General features: G+C 41.4%; 19 protein-coding genes. 9 read left to right on the top strand and 10 right to left on the bottom strand.

Annotation, left to right across the window (positions count from 1 at the left end; genetic code table 11):
- Window positions 1-34 precede the first annotated feature (34 nt).
- Complete coding sequence (locus O0S10_RS06270; RefSeq protein WP_268925035.1) at window positions 35-997, bottom strand: glycosyltransferase family 2 protein; 963 nt, start codon at window positions 995-997, stop codon at window positions 35-37.
- A gap of 8 nt (window positions 998-1,005) precedes the next feature.
- Window positions 1,006-2,379: a mannose-1-phosphate guanylyltransferase/mannose-6-phosphate isomerase gene (locus O0S10_RS06265; RefSeq protein WP_268925034.1), complete on the bottom strand. Its 1,374-nt coding sequence runs from the start codon at window positions 2,377-2,379 to the stop codon at window positions 1,006-1,008.
- A gap of 110 nt (window positions 2,380-2,489) precedes the next feature.
- Between O0S10_RS06265 and gmd the strand changes: the two genes are divergently transcribed.
- The 6 genes from gmd to O0S10_RS06235 are packed head-to-tail and all read left to right on the top strand — an operon-like array spanning window position 2,490 to window position 8,765.
- A complete protein-coding gene (gmd, locus tag O0S10_RS06260; RefSeq protein ID WP_268925033.1) occupies window positions 2,490-3,542 on the top strand; it encodes a GDP-mannose 4,6-dehydratase in 1,053 nt (350 codons plus the stop codon).
- A complete protein-coding gene (locus O0S10_RS06255; RefSeq protein WP_268925032.1) occupies window positions 3,539-4,618 on the top strand; it encodes a hypothetical protein in 1,080 nt (359 codons plus the stop codon). The genes gmd and O0S10_RS06255 overlap by 4 nt, the downstream gene beginning before the upstream one ends.
- The gene (locus tag O0S10_RS06250) at window positions 4,615-5,550 is read left to right on the top strand and encodes a GDP-L-fucose synthase family protein (protein WP_268925031.1); all 936 of its coding nucleotides are present in this window, start codon (window positions 4,615-4,617) and stop codon (window positions 5,548-5,550) included. The genes O0S10_RS06255 and O0S10_RS06250 overlap by 4 nt, the downstream gene beginning before the upstream one ends.
- A gap of 2 nt (window positions 5,551-5,552) precedes the next feature.
- The gene (locus tag O0S10_RS06245; RefSeq protein WP_268925030.1) at window positions 5,553-6,557 is read left to right on the top strand and encodes a glycosyltransferase family 10 domain-containing protein; all 1,005 of its coding nucleotides are present in this window, start codon (window positions 5,553-5,555) and stop codon (window positions 6,555-6,557) included.
- 23 nt (window positions 6,558-6,580) lie between these two features.
- The gene (locus tag O0S10_RS06240; RefSeq protein ID WP_268925029.1) at window positions 6,581-7,585 is read left to right on the top strand and encodes an alpha-1,2-fucosyltransferase; all 1,005 of its coding nucleotides are present in this window, start codon (window positions 6,581-6,583) and stop codon (window positions 7,583-7,585) included.
- Window positions 7,586-7,640: 55 nt separating this feature from the next.
- On the top strand, window positions 7,641-8,765 hold the full coding sequence (locus O0S10_RS06235) for a glycosyltransferase family A protein (RefSeq protein ID WP_268925038.1): 1,125 nt from the start codon (window positions 7,641-7,643) through the stop codon (window positions 8,763-8,765).
- Here the strand turns inward: O0S10_RS06235 and O0S10_RS06230 are convergent.
- Window positions 8,762-9,454, bottom strand: a complete 693-nt coding sequence (locus tag O0S10_RS06230) for a NeuD/PglB/VioB family sugar acetyltransferase (RefSeq protein ID WP_268925028.1) — start codon at window positions 9,452-9,454, stop codon at window positions 8,762-8,764. The two genes, O0S10_RS06235 and O0S10_RS06230, sit on opposite strands and share 4 nt — an antisense overlap.
- Window positions 9,455-9,739: 285 nt before the next feature.
- Here O0S10_RS06230 and O0S10_RS06225 point away from each other — a divergent pair, with 285 nt between their 5' ends.
- Both O0S10_RS06225 and O0S10_RS06220 read left to right on the top strand, forming a co-directional pair.
- Complete coding sequence (locus tag O0S10_RS06225) at window positions 9,740-10,771, top strand: ATP-grasp domain-containing protein (protein ID WP_268925027.1); 1,032 nt, start codon at window positions 9,740-9,742, stop codon at window positions 10,769-10,771.
- On the top strand, window positions 10,768-11,991 hold the full coding sequence (locus O0S10_RS06220) for an NAD-dependent epimerase/dehydratase family protein (RefSeq protein WP_268925026.1): 1,224 nt from the start codon (window positions 10,768-10,770) through the stop codon (window positions 11,989-11,991). Before O0S10_RS06225 ends, O0S10_RS06220 begins: the two co-directional genes overlap by 4 nt.
- A 3-nt stretch (window positions 11,992-11,994) precedes the next feature.
- Here the strand turns inward: O0S10_RS06220 and O0S10_RS06215 are convergent, their stop codons facing one another.
- The 7 genes from O0S10_RS06215 to rfbF are packed head-to-tail and all read right to left on the bottom strand — an operon-like array spanning window position 11,995 to window position 18,551.
- Window positions 11,995-12,786, bottom strand: a complete 792-nt coding sequence (locus O0S10_RS06215) for a class I SAM-dependent methyltransferase (protein WP_268925025.1) — start codon at window positions 12,784-12,786, stop codon at window positions 11,995-11,997.
- 11 nt (window positions 12,787-12,797) lie between these two features.
- Complete coding sequence (locus O0S10_RS06210) at window positions 12,798-13,913, bottom strand: DegT/DnrJ/EryC1/StrS family aminotransferase (RefSeq protein ID WP_268925024.1); 1,116 nt, start codon at window positions 13,911-13,913, stop codon at window positions 12,798-12,800.
- Window positions 13,914-13,916: 3 nt separating this feature from the next.
- Window positions 13,917-14,909, bottom strand: coding sequence for an NAD-dependent epimerase/dehydratase family protein (locus O0S10_RS06205; RefSeq protein ID WP_268925023.1), 993 nt, complete (start codon window positions 14,907-14,909; stop codon window positions 13,917-13,919).
- Window positions 14,906-16,135, bottom strand: coding sequence for a class I SAM-dependent methyltransferase (locus O0S10_RS06200; RefSeq protein WP_268925022.1), 1,230 nt, complete (start codon window positions 16,133-16,135; stop codon window positions 14,906-14,908). The genes O0S10_RS06205 and O0S10_RS06200 overlap by 4 nt, the downstream gene beginning before the upstream one ends.
- Window positions 16,132-16,692, bottom strand: coding sequence for a dTDP-4-dehydrorhamnose 3,5-epimerase (rfbC, locus tag O0S10_RS06195; RefSeq protein WP_268925021.1), 561 nt, complete (start codon window positions 16,690-16,692; stop codon window positions 16,132-16,134). Before rfbC ends, O0S10_RS06200 begins: the two co-directional genes overlap by 4 nt.
- Before the next feature lie 3 nt (window positions 16,693-16,695).
- Window positions 16,696-17,775, bottom strand: coding sequence for a CDP-glucose 4,6-dehydratase (gene rfbG / locus O0S10_RS06190; protein WP_268925020.1), 1,080 nt, complete (start codon window positions 17,773-17,775; stop codon window positions 16,696-16,698).
- A complete protein-coding gene (gene rfbF / locus O0S10_RS06185) occupies window positions 17,772-18,551 on the bottom strand; it encodes a glucose-1-phosphate cytidylyltransferase (RefSeq protein ID WP_268925019.1) in 780 nt (259 codons plus the stop codon). Before rfbF ends, rfbG begins: the two co-directional genes overlap by 4 nt.
- Window positions 18,552-18,619: 68 nt before the next feature.
- Between rfbF and O0S10_RS06180 the strand changes: the two genes are divergently transcribed.
- Window positions 18,620-19,453 (top strand): LicD family protein, encoded by an 834-nt coding sequence (locus O0S10_RS06180; protein WP_268925018.1) that lies wholly within the window; start codon window positions 18,620-18,622, stop codon window positions 19,451-19,453.
- The last annotated feature ends 186 nt before the right edge of the window (window positions 19,454-19,639 follow it).

The raw sequence follows: 19,639 nt of genomic DNA, 5'->3' as shown, positions 1-19,639 counted from the left end.
GGAGGGGGTTCTGGGGTGGCGGGAGATGTGGGGGTTATAATGTCTGACCTATGTTTGTAAATTTACCCGTGATTTTTAATATTATTTTGAAATACTTTTCTGGGAGCGTAATGTATATCCAGCAACCTATTTTTTTCGGGAGTATTTTGGGATGTGTTGCCTTTGTCAATGCCTGTTTTGCCTCTTTTTTCTTTCCAACTGCAGCATATTTTTGGGCCTGTAATACATACAGATATGAGATATAGAGTGAGATGTTTTCTTTTTTCTCATAGTATGTGTTATTCGTCATGTCTGGATTGGATATGTAATCCATAAATGGGGTTTTACGGTAATTTTCGTTATCGATGGCACTTTTGTGGTTGTTTTCCGTATTGGTGTTGTAGGTACATAGCGGCCGTGATGAATATACGATCGGATACTGTAATGCGATCCTTGCCCACAAATCTAGATCTTCCCCAATTCTCATTGCTTCATTAAAACCCCCTACGTTTTCAAGGATTTTTTTAGGAATGGCAATTCCAGAGGTAATTATTGGTTGCGGGCCGGTTGCAATCGCGTGGTAATATGAGGGAAGAATACCTGTGAAATCATCTGGAACATCTGTACAATGTATCACTGTTTTTCTGTTTTCCGTTTGAATTGTATAGGATGTTGCATATATTCCTGCATCAGGATATGTTTGATACAACATCCATATGGTTTGGAGATAGTCAGGTTCCCACTCGTCGTCAGCGTCCAGAAATACTATGAGTTCTCCTTTTGCATTAGAAATGCCTTCATTTCTTGCGGCTGACACTCCTCTCCCTTTTTGATGATAGAGAGTAATTCGTGGATCCTTGTATTTATTTACAATATCAAGACTGCCGTCGATAGATCCTCCATCGACGATGATCTGTTCAAAATCAGAATATGTTTGATTAAACACTGATTTTAAGGTGTTTGATAGATGATTCTCTTTATTGTAAAGAGGGGTTATTATTGATATCTTACAATACATCTTGCTTATTATCCCTTATTTTCTTCATTATTACGTTCATAATCGTCGTCGCATCGAACGATGTCACTCTCACTCAGGTACTCTCCATTCTGGACTTCGATAACCTCTAAGGGAATCGCTCCCGGATTTGCAAGACGGTGTTTTACTCCTGCCGGAACAAAGGTACTCTCTCCGTTTTGTACAAAAAATGTTTTATCTCCGTTTGTGACTTCTGCCATTCCGCTGACGACAACCCAGTGTTCACTGCGGTGATGATGATATTGTAGGGACAGGCGCTTATGTGGCAGCACCGTCAGACGTTTTATCAGGAAGGTTTTACCCTTTTGGAGAATAGTATAGGAGCCCCACGGGCGGTGAACTGTTGTGTGGTTTTCTACACGCTCATCGTTTTGATCATGCAGTATTTCTGTAATCTCTCCGATTCTTTGAGATTGATCTTTTGAACAGATTACCAGCACATCAGCAGAGTCGATGATGGATACATCCGATAATCCTATTGTTGCCACTAATCTGTCTGAGATGACTAGATTATTCTCTCCATCAGGAGTTATGTAGTCTGTTGGCGCGACATTTCCATTTTTGTCTTTTTCCTTTAGCGAGTAGAGCGCGTCAAAACTGCCGAGATCACTCCATTTGGTTTGGAGAGGAATTACTGCAATGTTGTTTGTTTTCTCCAGCAGGCCGTAGTCGATTGATATTTTTGGGACCTGTGAGTATGCTGTTTTAACAGAGTTGTTTTTGAATGCGCTGATGATGTCCGGGGCATGCATCTCACACTCTTTGAGGAACATATCTGCCCTGAAGCAAAAAATTCCTGCATTCCAGAGATACCCTTCGGTAAGATACTGTTGTGCGGTTTCCAGATTCGGCTTTTCTACAAAAGTGTCAACCATGTATCCTGATGAAAGTTCCTTTCCCGGTTTGATGTACCCGTATCCTGTGTGTGGTGTTGTGGGGCTGACCCCGAATGTTATGAGATACTCAGAGGCAAGTTTTTCTGCAGCATCTATTGCATTGGTGTATGCAGGATTCACCTCAAGGTATTGATCAGATGGGAGAACAAGAATTACTGCGTCTTCATCCTGTCGGTAGATGGTGAGTGTTGCATAGATTAGTGCCGGCAGTGTATTTTTTCCGCAGGGTTCTTCGAGAATGTTGCAGGGAGCATTTATGGAGTTCAGCTGTTCTTTTACGAGGAAATGGTGGGCTGCATTCGTCACTACATAAATCTCATCTGGAGATGAGGTGAGAAGCGCACGTTCCACAGTTTTTTGGAAAAGTGATTTCCCTCCAAATAATGGAATGAACTGTTTTGGGTAGTTAGTTCTGCTTAAGGGAAAGAGGCGTGTCCCAAACCCGCCTGCAAGGATTATGGTATACATCAGATATCGTATTTAGATTGGTATCTGTTCCCAAAAAGCTTAGGGCCACTAATCTTCTCCTTCGGTAAAAAGACCTAAATATATTCCAAACAAATTTACTACAATCACAGGTGATTCATATCGGTAAAATAGCTCTCATAACGGGGATTACCGGTCAGGATGGATCCTATCTTGCAGAACTTTTACTCCACAAAGGGTATGAAGTTCATGGAATTATCCGCCGTGCGTCCACATTTAATACCTCCAGACTGGATCATATCTATGCTGATCCACATGAAGAGACACGGCTGTTTCTTCATTATGGGGATTTATCAGATAATGAACAGATCTCAAACATTATCTATAATATTCATCCCTCGGAAATTTACCATCTGGGTGCCCAGAGCCATGTCAGGGTAAGTTTCGATACGCCGGAGTATACGGGAGATATTACTGGTCTTGGAACAACCCGGATTCTTGAAACGATTCGAAAAAGCGGACAGGACATTCGTTTCTATCAGGCATCAAGTAGTGAGATGTTCGGGGCAACACCACCACCGCAAAATGAAGATACGAAGTTCTGGCCGCGAAGTCCCTATGCGTGTGCCAAAGTCTATGCGTATTATATGACGTGCAACTATCGTGATGGATATAATATGTTTGCTTGCAATGGGATTCTGTTTAATCATGAATCGCCCCGTCGTGGTGAGACATTTGTTACGCGAAAAATTACCCGTGGTCTTGCAAATATTGTTGCAGGAAAACAGAAGTATCTCTACATGGGAAATCTGGATGCGCGCCGTGACTGGGGATTTTCTCCTGAATATGTTGAGGCAATGTGGCTGATGCTGCAGCAGGATAAGCCTGACGACTATGTTGTTGCAACCGGACAGACAAACTCGGTCCGTGAGTTCCTTGAGGAATCATTTTCGTATGCCGGCCTGAACTGGGAAGATCATGTGAAGATCGATGCAAAATATTTCCGTCCGACGGAAGTGGAAAATCTGATTGGTGATGCAGATAAGGCAAAGAGGGTGCTCGGATGGAAACCACGTGTGTCATTTAAGGATCTGACCAGAATTATGATGGATGCTGATTTCCGTGCCGCTGGCCTTACTCCGATTGGTGAGGGTGATGCAGCCTTGGAAAAGCTGTATCCTGACAAGTGGTGGAAGGCAGATTGAACGCCCCCCACATTCGTTTTTACATTAGTGATTATGGTTACGGGCATGCAGCCAGAAGTATTGCATTGATTCGTGCTCTGAGAAAAGATCTCAATGCTACTGTCTCTATCCGTACAAAGACTGCTGCTGATTTTGTACGTCGATCTCTTCCCGACTGTGCGGTTTTGCCTGGACAAAATGATATTGGAACAGTGATGTACAAGGATACTCTCACCGTAGATCCTTTTGAAACTGAACTTCAACTGGAGCAGTGGATCGATTCCTGGGATGATTTTGTTGCAGAAGAATGCCTCTTCTGCCGTGATCATGGTGTTGATCTTATTGTGTCGGATGTTACACCTCAGGCGTTTTTAGTTTCAGAGCATCTCCGTATCCCTGGTATCGGCTTTTCGAATTTTACCTGGGAACTTATTTTCCGAAATCTCTACGGGGACTCCTCAGAGGTGAACCAGATCAGAGATGCCTATCGTTCAGCGGATCTGGCGCTTGTTCTTCCATTTCATGAACCAATGAATGCCTTTCAGAACAGGATATTGGTTCCGTTGGTATGCAGAAGGTGCACCCGCTTGCGAGATGCGATGCGGAGACAGTTTGGTATTGGTACTGGGGAAATGTTGGTCTATGTTGGTTCGGGATTTTCTGTGCAAACGATTCCTGACTGTCTTGGCAAGCTTACTGATGCTGGAGTAAAGGTTCTCGTGTCGGGGAATGCTTCGGTTCAGATGGAAGGTGTTGTGAGGATTCCTGATGACGATATTGAAACACAGGATTATCTTGGCATGTGTGATCTGGTGATAACGAAACCCGGGTACAGTACGGTATCTGAAGCAGTATCTTCCGGTGTTCCATTACTTGTCTATGGACGTGAGGGTTTTGCTGAGGATTCGTACATCATTGATCCTATTGTTTGTAATGGGTTTGGTCGTGATCTTTCGTATGACGATCTCTCCTCTGGGGAATGGATCAACGAAATATCTTCTCTTTTTGCGTTGAAAGATGCGTATCCTTCATGCAACGACATGTTCAAGATGGATGGAACAGATATGTGTATTCAGCATATAGGATCATATCTATGACATTTTGGGACAACAAAACAGTGCTTGTTACTGGTGGAACCGGATTTCTCGGTACAAATGTGGTAAAATATCTTTTAGAGACAGGTGCTTCCCGAGAAAATATCCGTACCCCGCGCAGCAGGGATCTTGATCTCAGAGTCTGGGAGAATTGTCTGAAGGCCGTTGACGGGTGTGATGTTGTTATTCACCTTGCAGCTTCTGTAGGAGGAATCGGGTACAATATGGAAAATCCCGGTTCTCTTTTTTATGATAATGCAATCATGGGCATTCAGATGATGGAAGCCGCACGGCAGAAAAATGTCGGAAAGTTTGTTGCTGTGGGCACCATCTGTGCCTACCCGAAGTTTACGCCGATTCCGTTTACTGAGGATAACCTCTGGAATGGTTACCCGGAAGAAACAAATGCTCCATATGGCCTTGCGAAGAAGATGATGCTGGTACAGGCCCAGGCATATCGCGAGCAGTACGGATATAATGCAATCTATCTGCTTCCGGTAAATCTCTATGGTCCGGGAGATAATTTTGATCCATCCAGCTCCCACGTGATTCCTGCATTAATCAAGAAGTTTGTTGATGCGAAAAATACCAGGGCTGAACATGTTGAGGTATGGGGTACCGGTGCTGCCTCACGGGAGTTTTTGTATGTTGAGGATGCAGCAAGAGCGATTGTTCTTGCGGCTGAGAAGTACAACTCCTCTGAACCGGTCAATATCGGGGCAGGTATGGAGATCACTATTCGTGAGCTTGTCAAGGTTATTTCCTCTCTGGTTGGGTATTCGGGAGAGATAGTCTGGGATACTTCCAAACCTGACGGACAGCCGCGGCGATGTCTTGATGTCAGCCGGGCGGAGAAGGAGTTTGGATTCAGGGCCCAGACGAAGTTTGAGGACGGGTTAAAGGAAACGATTACATGGTATATTGAGAAACAGTGAGCATGCTAAAAATCAAAGTTACTTATCCTACAGACGGTGTTGAGATTCCTCCTCCGGATATACGTCTTCAAACTCCAAATGGTTGCTGCTGCTGGGGAAATTGTGAGTTCTACATCAACTCAGATATTGAGGAGTGCGACTACTGGGTGGTTCTTTATGATCTTCCCGAGAAAGATTCAGTGTGCTGTCCGTCATCAAATACGATCTTTGTAACTGGAGAGCCTGTATCTGTTAAAAAGTATGATAAAAAATTTCTTCGGCAGTTTGCAACAGTGGTTACCGCACAGGAGCAGATATCACACCCTCATGTGATCCAAACTCACCAGATACTTCCCTGGTATGTTCACAAGACCTATGACGAACTGGTGACGATGTCTCCTCCTACGAAAGATCATCTGCTCTCTATTGTTTCATCGAACAAGAGATTCAGCAAAGGTCATGAGCAGAGATATCAGTTTGCTTTGGCATTGAAATCACATTTCGGCGATGGTATCGATCTTTTTGGGAGAGGTATTCGCGGATTTGAAGATAAATGGGATGTTCTTGCGCCTTACAAATATTCTATTGTTATTGAAAATTCCAGTTCCCCTTATTATGTTACGGAAAAACTGACAGAGGCTTTTCTGAGCTATACGTTCCCGATTTATTATGGCTGTACTAATCTGGAAGAATATTACCCACGCGGTTCGTTTGAAAGGATTGATATCTGGGATATTGAGGGATCTATCGATATAATTAGTAAAATTATAGAGAATCCAAACCATTATAATGATCATTGTGAGGACATCTATTTTGCAAGATCCTGTTATTTGCAAAAGTATCAAATTTATCCTCTTCTCACAAACATTGTAAATGGAGTTAAAAAATCTAAAATTGATGTCGAATTCAATTGTGCAAATAATACAATTATGTGCCCCCCAAAACCAGTCCCTTCAGATATAATATTTAAATTAAGATGTGTTATCGGAATTATTAAAAATGGTCTGGGCATAAATATATGGTCGTAAGTTTACAATGAGGGATTAATAGTATGATCACAATTCGTTTATCGGGTGGGTTGGGAAATCAGATGTTCCTTTATGCTGTGGGCAAATCGCTTGCAATAAGGCAAAAAACCTCTTTAACCTTGGATGCTAGAGGTTATTTCAGAGATTTCCAGTGGTACTCTTTTTTATGTTTTTTGAACCGGATCATAATCACATTGCGACTTGATCGCATTTCTTTATTCAAAAAAATATCTGAAATTATTGATGTAAGGGGAAGTGAAATTAGGGCATATGAGTTAGGATACTTCCCGATTTCAAGTACTGTTATTTTGGGCTCTTCGTGTAAAATTATCTTGCTTTTAGAATATCTTTATTTTAAGTATTTCAATAAGGGATTTCCTATCAATAACAGGAATGAGATGCAATCTACATATAAATGTCCCCGGGGGGTGTATGATGCCATGATTTGTAAGTTGGACGATGTGTATCTAGAGGATCTCTGGCCTTGTTATGAGTACTTCAAACAAAATTCTTCGGTTGCGACGTCTGATTTTATATTTCCAGATGTTTCTGGTGCTGTTGATAACTGGAATATGATTGATACGTCGCCTAATTCTGTATGTATTCATGTTAGAAGGGGAGACTACGTACAAAATAAGGATGTCAATGATATGGTTGGTGTGTGCGGATTAATGTATTATATAAAAGGAATATCTTATATCTCACAGAATATTTCTAATCCTATCTTTTTTGTGTTTTCGGATGATATCGAATGGGCTAAAAACAATCTAACTTTTCCTTCTGAACCGATATTCATGCCCATGAGTGAGAGGGGCATTGATGATCTTCATCTTATGAGCAGATGTAAACATTTTATTATATCTAACTCCACTTTCTCATGGTGGGCTGCTTTTTTAAGTACTGCATCTCCCAATAAGATTGTAGTTGCCCCTAGTAACTGGTTTGATGATCCTACCATTACCATTTCAATGGTTTTGGACGAGTGGATTGTTTTAGACAAATATTCTGGAATACGGAGTGGATACTAGCTTGAACAAAACTAATATCTCATTTGTTCCCTCATATATATCACCAGTGCCTGAAATGAATAAACCATTTTTTTCCATAGTTGTCCCAACTAAAAACCGACCAGAGTTGTTATCTAGTGTAATTAACTCTATCTTGGAGCAAGATTTCCAAGATTTTGAACTTATCATTTCTGATAATAGTGATACGGCGGATTCTCAAAATGTTGTATCGTCATATTCTGATGTACGTATTAAGTATTTTAAAACAGGATCTCTGTCTATGGTGGACAATTGGAATTTTGGATGTTCTAATGTTACAGGAAAATATTTGTTGATAATAATCGATAAATATTATATGAAACCTCATGTGCTATCGTTATTATATTCAAATATTTGTGTCAACAATCCTTGTGTAATTTCTTGGAGAATAGATATAGAGCCTCTCAATTCGCAGAGATTGCTCCATTTTCATGGAAAAAATACGACATATTCTAAAAATACTTCTGAAATTATTGGCAATATTGTGCGCATGGATGGTTCATTTGAAGACACTGATCTATTGCTCCCACGGGGGAGAAATTGTTGCATTTCTGAATCTCTTTATAGGCGTATTGTAAATAGGACCGGTAGTTTTTCATCTGGTTTTTCTCCAGACTACTCAATTGCATTTAAAATATTGTTTGAAACTAGATCTATAATGATAATGGATTGTTCACTATACTCTCTTCACAACAATCTTGAAAAATATTCTAATGGTCGAATGAGTGTGACTGGTAGTTCTCAGTTATTAAATTATATGGGTGTATCCAATGACATCTATACTACTGTGATGTATGGGCAACCTATCCCGATATTTACATCACTTTCAGCAATCATCTATGAGTTCATGTCTGTTTCAAAACAATATGGGTTTCATGGAACCATTTGTGAGTCAAATTACTATGTTGCATTATATCAATTAATTTCATCCGATGCAAGATTGTTTGGGCGTCATTGGAGATATCGGAGAATCCAATTGAATTTGCTTAAAAACAAACTAATCGAATCTGATTTGGATTCAAATTTGAAGGAGGAATTGTTCAAATTATTTCGGAGAATTGATATTCATTTTCCGTTGGTGCTTCTTCGCAAAATTAAATGTCATGTATTTCGAAAAATTATGCATTATATGGAAATGCATGTTTATGAATATTATACTTAATGATGCGAGCTGCTTCGTGCAGGAACACCCACAACAACATCACCATCACCAACATCTTTGGTAACCACAGCTCCGGCTCCCACTATTGCGCCTTCACCTATCACTAAATTTGGAAGAATCGTTGCCCCTGCCCCAATCATCGCGCAATCATGTACTTCAACACAGCCGGTCAGTACCGCTCCTGGTGCAATATGAACTCCAGATCCTAATTTGCACTCATGATCTACATTTGCCATATGGTTGATGATGGTTTGATCCCCTATGGAAACATCTACACTGATACATGCGCCGGAAAATACCTGTACTCCGCTTCCGAGTTTTACATCTTGACTTATTGAAGCACGGGGGTGAACTATGGTAAGTGGTCTCAGGTCGAACGCTGATAAATATTGAGCAATATCTAATCTGTCTTTTCCTCTATTTCCGCCGATTGCCACCGAAAATCCAATGTCTTTAGTGTGGCTAAGTGTTGATATCCAGTTTTCGAATCCATCTTTTCCATGATATAATGGAATATCTAAATAGGGGGATGGGATTGTTAAGTCATTGTCAAATACCGCCAATGGTTTGAAACCACAGTGGTTATCCAGTATATCTCTGAGAATCATTCCGTGGCCTTTCGCTCCCCATAAGATGTAATTCGTTATTGGTGAAAATCCTTGTATTGGTGATGCTATATCTCTAAACATCTTTTTATTATCTCTGTTTCACTGAATTCTGACTGATGCAATAAAATTAGGAAACAGTGATTTCCTCTGTAGATAGGATGTTAGAGTTTTGAAAATATATTCCCTCTTATCGGCTAATGTCTCATCAAGGTAATGTTTTTTTGTCAAGACACCTCATGTTACAGAGGGTCACTAAAAAAAGAGATATAATATAAATATGATAAAAAAGTGAAAAATACCTAATTTTTTGAAGAAAATATCTTCTGAGTTGGTTGTAAATATATGTCCTATCTACAGAGGATATTAATGAATCGAATATCAGTATTGGTTGCCGGAATGGCTGGGGCATCACTAGGTACGGAGATCATAAAATCTCTTCTGGTCAAACAAGAAAAATATACGATCTATGGCTGCGACGCTTCCCCATATGCCTATGGACACTACATGCATGGGTTGAAAAAAACATTTGTAGTATCTAGAGATAATTATGTTGAAAACATCATTGCTGAATGTAAAAAACAAAACATCTCCGTCGTAATTCCAGGTGGTGATGAACCTGCCGTACTCCTTGGTCATGAGAAAAAACTCCTTGCTGAAGAAAACATCCTTTTTGCAGGAAACACTGAGACGGTGGTAGATATTTGTTCGAATAAAGGACGGTTGTTTGAGTACTTACAGAAATCTAATATACCGATTCCGCAAACATGGGTCATATCTTCTGTTGAAAACATTCCTGTTGAAATACCCTTTCCCTGCATCATCAAACCCTCAACAAATAGTGGAGGAAGTGTTTCAGTATTCATAGTACAAAATGAGGCAGAGTTGAAAATGTATGTTGCTTACATGTTAAACAATGGATTAGATCCAATTGTACAGGAATATCTGCCACAAGAAAGCGGGGAATATACGGTTGGCGTATTACACTCGCCGATGGGAAAATTATGTGGTTCAATTGTTTTGAAACGTATGTTTCACTCCAAAGTTTCGATAATGGCAAAGACAAATGCAGGATTAATATCAAGTGGATATAGTCAGGGAGAAATTGGCTGTTATCCAGATATTGCCAACATTGCAGAAAAAATAGCCTGCATTTGCAAAAGTTGTGGTCCATTAAATGTTCAGGGCAGAATTAAAAATGGAGTTTTTTGTCCATTTGAAATAAACCCAAGATTTTCTGCAAGTACATTCTTGCGAACGTTAGCGGGATTCAATGAGGTTGATATGTACATTGATATGTTACTTGGCTTTCCTCTCCTACCAACTGCGAATATCCGGTATGGATATTACCTGCGTAGTTTTGACGAAACATACGTTCCATATGATGGGGTTTTAGAATGATTCGGTGGATTACAAAAAATATTGGTACTGCTGCCTATACTGATGCGGTGAATGTAAATGATGGTCTCTTTAATATTGTTGATGTAAGAAATTTAGTGGACAAAGAAGGAAATGTTGCTGATGCAATTGAGAAAAAAATTCAGGAGTGTATACAGTATTTATCTGAGGGAAAAAACATTGTGATCTGTTGTGACTATGGAATGTCCCGCAGTAACTCCATAGCCGCGGCCCTTTTGTCAGTTATGGAGAATATTGATCTTGACCAAGCTATTATACATGTTATGGATGCGACCGGCGAGTCGGAAATAAAGTTGGAGATGCTGTCCTCTATCTGGGAATGGGCTGGTCAAAAACACCAAGACCCAAGTCTTTCATCCCAAAACCATATTCTGGTAACAGGGGCTTCGGGGTTTATCGGAAAAAAAGTAGTCGAGCGATTGCAGGATATGATTGTTTTAACTCCCACAAGTACTGAACTCAATCTTGTCACCGATCATGTTGCTCTGGATCTGCTGGTAAAAAAACATCATATCGATACAATTGTCCATCTTGCAAACCCGCGGATTTATACTACATATGATGCATTTGAAAAATCATTAGTGATGCTTAAATCAATTCTGGATGTTTGTATTGTGAATAATATACGGCTGGTTTTTCTCAGTGGTTGGGTTGTTTACGAAGGATATAGGGGTACACTTCTTGTTAACGAGGGAGTAACTCCGACTCCGAAACACACGTACGGTACGAGTAAGTACTTGGCTGAATGCCTGATCAATCTCTATCGTCAGGAGAAAAAGCTACAGGCCTTTATTCTCCGACCATGTTCCATCTATGGAGTTGGGAAAGATTCACCTAAATTTATCTGGAACTTTATGGACAAATGTAGTAGGAATGAAACCATTACCACTCATCACTATTTAAATGGAGATCCAAAATTAGATTTGATGCATTTATCAGATTTGGTTGATGCAATTGAAATTGCTATACGTTCTGGTGACACAGGTACCTATAATGTCGGAAGTGGTAAATTGATATCAACAAAAAATGTTGCTGAATTGCTTGTGCAGATGACATCCTCTTCGTCTGCAATTACGCAAACAGAAATCAATGACTATGTTGCCAATATTCTTTTGGACTCTACAGCATTTTCAAAAAAATATGGGTGGGATCCCAAGGTATCTCTTGAAAATGGGTTAAACAGCCTTTTACATGATATTTGAACCCTATAGTGTGGCAGAGACATAGATGCAATTGCACTCTGTTGGCCGTTCCTTTCCAATTTCATAGCAGGCATCACAAAATGCCTGACGCCAATCTTTCTCTTTTTCTGCGCCCACTCTGCCCCATCCAAATCCTCCGTCTTTCCACAGTCCATTTTCCAAGAACCAATCGATCTGCGCAGTGGACAGACATTTATAAAAGATACCGCCCGTTGATTTTACCTTTAAGCCAGCGCTTCGTATCTCCTCTGATAATGTTGTTAGTGTATATGCTCTTCGGTGTCCGGCAATATTTATGTCGAATGGGGATAACTCATCAAGTGAGGTTAGTGTCCCCATTTTTACCGCAATTCTTCGATTAATTGCCTCTGCATTTGGTACATGGACAATAAGAACACCATCATTGGATAGATGAGATGCAGCAGACTGAAGTGCATTTCTGGGATCTTGTACATGTTCCAAAACATCGAGCATGGTAATCGTCGAAAATTTTTCCGATGTTGTGTATGTTTCCAATAGTGATTCAACAAACTGGACATCTGGCAATCTCTTTCGTGCAACATCGAGATGGATTCTGGATGCATCGAGACCCACTATCCTCTTGAAGGAGGGTTCAAGTAACGCTGTTATATACCCATCACCACATGCGAGATCAAGAAGAGATTCTCCTCTTTTATCATCAATTACTTGATGTGCCTTGTATTTACTCAATATAGTATTATAGCTGGAAAAATGTATTTCTCTTTCGAATTCAAATTTGTTTTGTAATTCTATCTCAGTTAATTTATGATCCATGATGTCCTCCTTCAATAGGATTTGGTATAATCAATATTTTTTCTCAAAGCATTACAGACGATAGTGATCTCATCTCTCGTCATATCATGATAGCTTGGCAAGTTAATCCCTCTCTTGTACAAAGACCAGCTTACCACATTATCTTTTGCTGATTCAAACATAGGGAACATACTCACCGGATAAAAGAACGGTCGGATACCGATACCCTCTGCATTCATCCCTTTAATCAGAGTATCCCGGTTAAATGAATAGGAATCTCCAAAGATAATTGAAGGCATCCAGTACAGATTCTTCGTTCCTTCCGGTTCCACATTCATTGCAATATCCGGAAGATCGGACAATGCATCCTTATACCATCCAAATATTTCTCTTTTCTTTGAAAACAATTCATCAAACCGCTCAAACTGGGCAACACCAAGTGCAGCATCCAGATTGGACATTTTGTACTTCAGCCCCAACTCATCAACCCAGAACATAATATGCTGTTCCGGTTTTCGTCCCTGATTGGAAATTGTTGAGATCTTTTCCGCAAGATCATCTCTGTTCGAGATGATAGCTCCCCCTTCCCCGGTAGTAAATGTTTTCGTGCCATGGAATGAAAACACGCCAAAATCTCCTATGCTGCCAACCCGTTTTCCGTGATATTCTGCACCGACAGCCTCAGCTGCATCCTCAATCACAGGAATATTATATTTTTTACTGATTGCCAGAATGGCATCCATATCACAAACAGAGCCATAGAGATGGACGATAATAATTGCCTTCGTTTTTGGCGTGATCTTTTTCTCAACTGATGCCGGATTAATGCACCACGTATCCTGTAATACATCTGCGAATACTGGTTTTGCTCCAAGCCAGCAAACAGGCGACACACTGCCAATCCAGGTTACATCAGGCACAATAACTTCATCACCTAGACCGATACCAAGTGCCATGAGTACGGTATGTAATGCCCCGTGGCAGCTGGAGGTCGGCCACGCATACTTCACGCCAAAGAAATTCTTTAGCGTCTCAGTGAACCGGTTAATATAATCGTAACAGTGATCTCCCCATCCGGTAGTTACCGCGTCAGTAACGTAGGAAATTTCAAGCTCGGTGATCGATGGTTTGTTTACCGGGATGCGCATCAATCAGATCACCGCCTCTGCAAGAGGAGTCCAGTGATCTATTCCTGGAGCAAAAAGAACGAATGGGTCAAATTCATTGATTGCCTCTACTGGAAGTGCCCCCCCCCCAGTGGAACTCATGTAATAATCGATAGTATTCATAGTCATCCTGTTTTCATTCAAGCATTTAGTGAGCTTTTCAGTGTCTCCCCAAAAGGCCAAGGCTTCATATTGAGGAGACGCAAAGACCCCTAAATCTGGTTCGATCGTTTCATCCATTTTTTTAATATGTTCCTCAACAAGTCTTCTCACAGAGATCGCTATACCAGAGCAACAATTTACTACACCAGTTATCTCTCCTTGGAGAGAGATTAAACAGATGTACTCCGCCACCCTCTCCACCGGCAGATAATCCCGCAGCTGCTCACCGCCCGACATCGGAAACTCCGCATCACCCCGGGCAATCGCTGCCTCCAGCTGTGGCAGCAACGACTTCGGACTCTGTCCCTCACCGTACAAAAAGAACAGCCGCACCCAGTTCCACGAAAAACCGTACTCGTCCGCAAGGAACGAAAGATATCGCCTCAGCGTATCCTTCGCCGTACCATATACGGTCGTCGGATTTGTCGGCATCTCCTCTGAAAGACATCCATTCACCACTCCATACTCATAACACGTTCCGGTAACCACGATCTTCGTCTTCCCAGACTCTGCAAACGATCGCAGGAACCGCATCTCAGCAGGAAGGTTTTCCTCCAGATGAAATCGCATCATATAATTCGGCAGACCCTTCCAGGCAAGATGGATCAGGATGTCCGGCTCGCCAAAAAACTCAAAGAAATTTTTCTCTTCTGTGTAGTAATCACAGGTGACAAATGTTACTGAGTTATACCACGAGAACTTTTTCGCCTTCTCCTCTGATCTTCCTGTTGCGACTACCTCGTAATCGTGATCCGTCAGCCATTGTACCACATGGTGGCCGACAAAACCGGTTGCCCCGGTAACAAGGAGCTTCATTCTATAATCTCCAGATGAGGAATTACCGTCACAAATTTACCGCCCCATTCGCGGATATATGCATTCTGTCGTATAATCTCTTCTTTGAGATTCCATGGGAAGATTATCAGGTAATCCGGTTTTATTTCTTTGATTTGTTGTGGAGAAATTACTGGTATATGAGATCCCGGCAGATATCTTCCTTGTTTATGTGGTGAGGCATCAGCAACTGCTACAATATTTTGATTTCCCTTTATTCCGCAGTAATTTAGCAAAGTGTTTCCCTTTGCTGCAGCGCCATAACCTGCAACAATTTTTCGCTCATTTTTAGCCTCCAGCAGGAACGTAAGAAATGCAGAACGGATTATTTCTACACGTTTCTGAAAAGATATATACGCATCATATGTTGTCAGGCCATACGTAATCTCATCATCTACTACTTTTTTCACTGTATCTGTGATATCTTTTACATCCGAATTGTGGCAGGCATATACTCTGAGAGAGCCGCCATGCGTTGGCAGCTCCTCAACGTCATATATTGTCAGATCATGTGCTGCAAATATCTGCTGCACCGTGTAGAGAGACAAATAAGAGTAATGTTCGTGGTAAATCGTATCAAACTGATCATACGTGAGGAGATTCAGCAGATGTGGGAATTCCATTGTTATGGTACCATTGTCTGCCAAAGCAATTTTCAGTCCTTCCACAAAATCATTGATCCCGGGTACATGGGCCAGTACATTATTTCCGATAATAAGATCCTGTTTTCCACGTGTTTTAACAATCTTCTTTGCAAATTCTTCTCCAAAGAACTCTGGGATTGACTCCACACCTTTTTCTAATGCTGCTGCATGAGTACTGGTTGATGGTTCCACTCCTACACATGGTATTTTTGCCTGAACAAAGAATTGGAGCAGATATCCATCGTTGGATGCAATTTCCATTACCCGTGACTTTCTTGTAAGAGCTAATTTGGGAATAATCATCTCCACATATTTTCGTGCGTGTTCAACCCAGGAAGATGAATAGGAACTGAAGTACAGATAATCATCATCAAAAATATCTGCAGATGATGCATATTCATCAACTTGTACAAGCCAGCAATGATCGCACACCATTATCTTTAATGGATAGTAAACTTCCCGCTCATTTAGCTGGTTCTCACGAAGATACGCATTTGATGGTGGTGCATTCACCAAATCCACTACCGTTTTTGTTATTTCATTACCACAAAATCTGCATCTCATAACATGGCTCCGGAAAATCTATCATCTATTAAGGGATGTACCGCATCTTTTTCAGAAATTTCTGTTATCTCTTTAGGCCAATGAATTGAAACAGAGGGATCATTATATCTAACGGCTCCCTCACTTTCTTTATTATAAAATTCTGTGTGGAGATAAAGCATTTCTACCTCATCTTCCAATGTCTGGAATCCATGCGCGAATCCTTCGGGTATGACAAATAATTTCATATTTTTTTCAGATAGTTCTACTCCGTACCATTTGAGGTATGTTTTAGAATTTTTCCGAAGATCGATTGCAACATCAAATACTCTTCCTTTTATGCAGCGAACCATCTTCATCTCTGCATGTGGCGGGTACTGGAAATGCATGCCCCGAATCGATCCTGCTTTCGCAGTTTTAGAAAAGTTCACATTCTTAATGCGACGACCACCGATAATTTCTGTAAGTTCTGCTTCACAGAACCAACGGGCAAACGCCCCTCGGTGATCCACGAAGGGATCGGTTTCCACTACGTACAAATCCTTCAGCGGTGTTTCAAGAATTTTTAATTTGCCCATATCTTAGTACTCCATCTCTGTCGTGTACTCAGAAATATCAGCGAGACTCAGCTCTCGTGCATCCTCTCCCGAATAATATTTCCGGTACCACTCAGCTGTCTTTGACAACGTTTCCGATAGATTCCACACCGGTTTCCATCCAAGATGAGTCATTGCTTTTTCGGAGGAAAGCCGCAGGAAGGCTGCTTCGTGCAGGTTTGCGAGGGAGGGGTCGTACACAACGTTTCCTTTGCCCCAGATCCGATAAAACTCTTCGGTGATCTCTCGCACCGTTGCGGCCCCGGTAGGAAGCGGGCCGAAGTTCCATGCTCCCGCCAGGTCTGCATCTCCCGCGAGCATCTTTGCGGCAAGAAGCATGTAGCCGGAGAGCGGTTCCAAGACATGCTGCCAGGGACGCACAGCCTGCGGACTCCTGACCTCAAGAGATTTTCCGGAGGTAACTGCCCTGACCGCATCGGGAATGATTCGGTCTTCTGCCCAGTCCCCGCCGCCGATTACGTTTCCTGCCCGGACAGATGCAAGGTGTACCCCGTGCTCTGAAATTCTTTCCTGCGGGAAGAAGGAATCACGGTAAGATGCAATTACGATCTCTGCTGCGGCTTTGCTTGCACTGTAAGGATCGTGACCGCCGAGAGGATCGCACTCGCGATAACCCCAAACCTGATTCACATTCAGATAACATTTGTCGGTCGTGATCATGATCACGGTACAGGGTTTTCCCAGTGTTCTGACCGCATCCATTACATAGATACTGCCCATCACGTTTGTGTCAAATGTTTCGACCGGTTCTGCATATGATCTCCGCACGAGCGGCTGGGCTGCGAGGTGAAAGATGCAGTCAGGCTGCACTTTGTGTATGTAGTTCGTCAGCTGTTCTCGGTCCCGCAGGTCTGCAAGGAACTCGCTTTTCAGGAGTTCATGAATGCGTGTTGCGGTATAATGATTCGGTTCTGTGTTTGGTGGGAGGGAGTATCCGTGTACTTCTGCACCGAGTTGTGATAACCAGATCGCAAGCCAGGATCCTTTAAAACCGGTGTGGCCGGTGATGAGAATTCGTTTTCCTTTGAAAATATCAAGGATCATTCGTCCCAGCTCTTCCAGGGTGTGTTGCCTGCATCCCACATCTCCTGGAGCTGTTGTTTGTCGCGGAGTGTATCCATACATTTCCAGAAGCTGTCATGGCGATAGGTGTAGAGTTGTCCATCTTTTGCGAGAGATTCCAGCGGGTCACGTTCAAAGATGGTAGCATCTCCTTCCTGAATGTAGTCAAAAACCTCCGGCTGCAGCACAAAGAATCCCGCATTAATCCATGCACCGTCACCTTTTGGTTTCTCCACAAAATCAGATATCTGCCCGTCTGTTCCGGAAGTAATTGTCCCGTATCTTCCTTCTGGCTGGACTGAGGTCAGGGTGGCAAGTTTTCCGTGATTCTTGTGGAACTCAATGAGTTTCTGAATGTCAATATTTGAGACCCCATCTCCATAGGTGAGCATGAATGGTTCATTGCCAACGTACTTTCTGGCACGCAGTACACGTCCTCCTGTAGAGGTATTCAATCCTGTATCAATCAGCGTAACTTTCCACGGCTCGCAGTGCTGTTCGTGAATTTCCATGGAATTATTTGCCAAATCAAACGTTACATCGCTCTGATGCAGAAAATAATTTGCGAAGTACTCTTTAATCACATATCCTTTGTATCCCAGAAGAATAATGAACTCATTAAAGCCGTACTGCGAGTAAATCTTCATAATATGCCAGAGAATTGGATGACCACCGATCTCTACCATAGGTTTTGGGACAACACTGGTTTCCTCGGCAAGGCGGGTACCCATGCCGCCGGCAAGAATGAGAACTTTCATATGTCTTATTCTATATAATTATTCTAACATAGTTCTTTGTTTTGTGTATTTATTTGTGGAGGTCATTTGTGGTACTGGATGAAAAATCGCTAAGAAAGTTACAGTTAATTGAGTTGGGTGCTTTATTGGAAGTTAAACGAATTTGTGAGAAGCATCATATTCAGTATATTCTTACTGGCGGTTCTCTATTGGGGGCTGTTAGGCATCATGGATTTATCCCGTGGGATGATGATATTGATATTGGTATGTTAAGGGATGATTATGAACGTTTTGTGAGCGTTTGCGGCAGTGAGTTGAATGAAATGTATTATCTTCAGACTCAGTCATCTGATGTTAATTATGCATACCCGTTCTCAAAAATACGGGTAAATGGAACTCAATATATGGATGAGTCAACATGGCATATTGAGATGCATCATGGTGTTTGGATCGATATCTTTCCATATGATAATTTTCCGGATGATAAAATTGCCTCCATACTCCATACTTATGCTTTGAGATACTTTATGGATTCTTATTGTGTATTGTGTGGTTATGGTTCTTCAAGGGGTGTTTTTTATCAAATATTTAGGATATTTGCATCATTGCCTCTGAGATTTTTTGGAAAAAAACTATCATTAAGAGCAATGATTTATGAAATTACTAGATACAATAAGGTTCGCACAGAATATGTTACAATGTCGATGAGTATGCCAAAATATAGTCGTTTTTTTTGCAAAAGAGAGGATTTTTTTAACATACAGTTCATTATGTTTGAAGGTCATCATTTCCCCATTCCTGCTGTCTCTCACCCAATCTTGAGTAGGATGTATGGTGATGATTACATGCAATATCCTCCTGTGGATCAACGCCATCCAATTCATAATCCAATAGTATTCGATCTTGGAAATCAAGATGTATAATTGCTTTATTTTGCAAGTTTCTCCTAAAAAGTTCGGATTTGTTCATACTGTCTGTCTGAGAGAATTCAAATTTGATTGATCGGGATTCTTCTGCATGTGGACAACCAAAGTCAAAGAATTTCGAAAACAAAAATCACTCTTTTATTTCAGAAATTTTCTGCGCATGCAAGTCGGGAGATTTTTCAG

The sequence above is a fragment of the Methanocorpusculum petauri genome, assembly GCF_026891975.1.
Classification (GTDB): Archaea; Halobacteriota; Methanomicrobia; order Methanomicrobiales; family Methanocorpusculaceae; genus Methanocorpusculum; species Methanocorpusculum petauri.
Note: the sequence above shows the minus strand (reverse complement) of the source record. Positions and strands in the feature narration are given on the sequence as shown.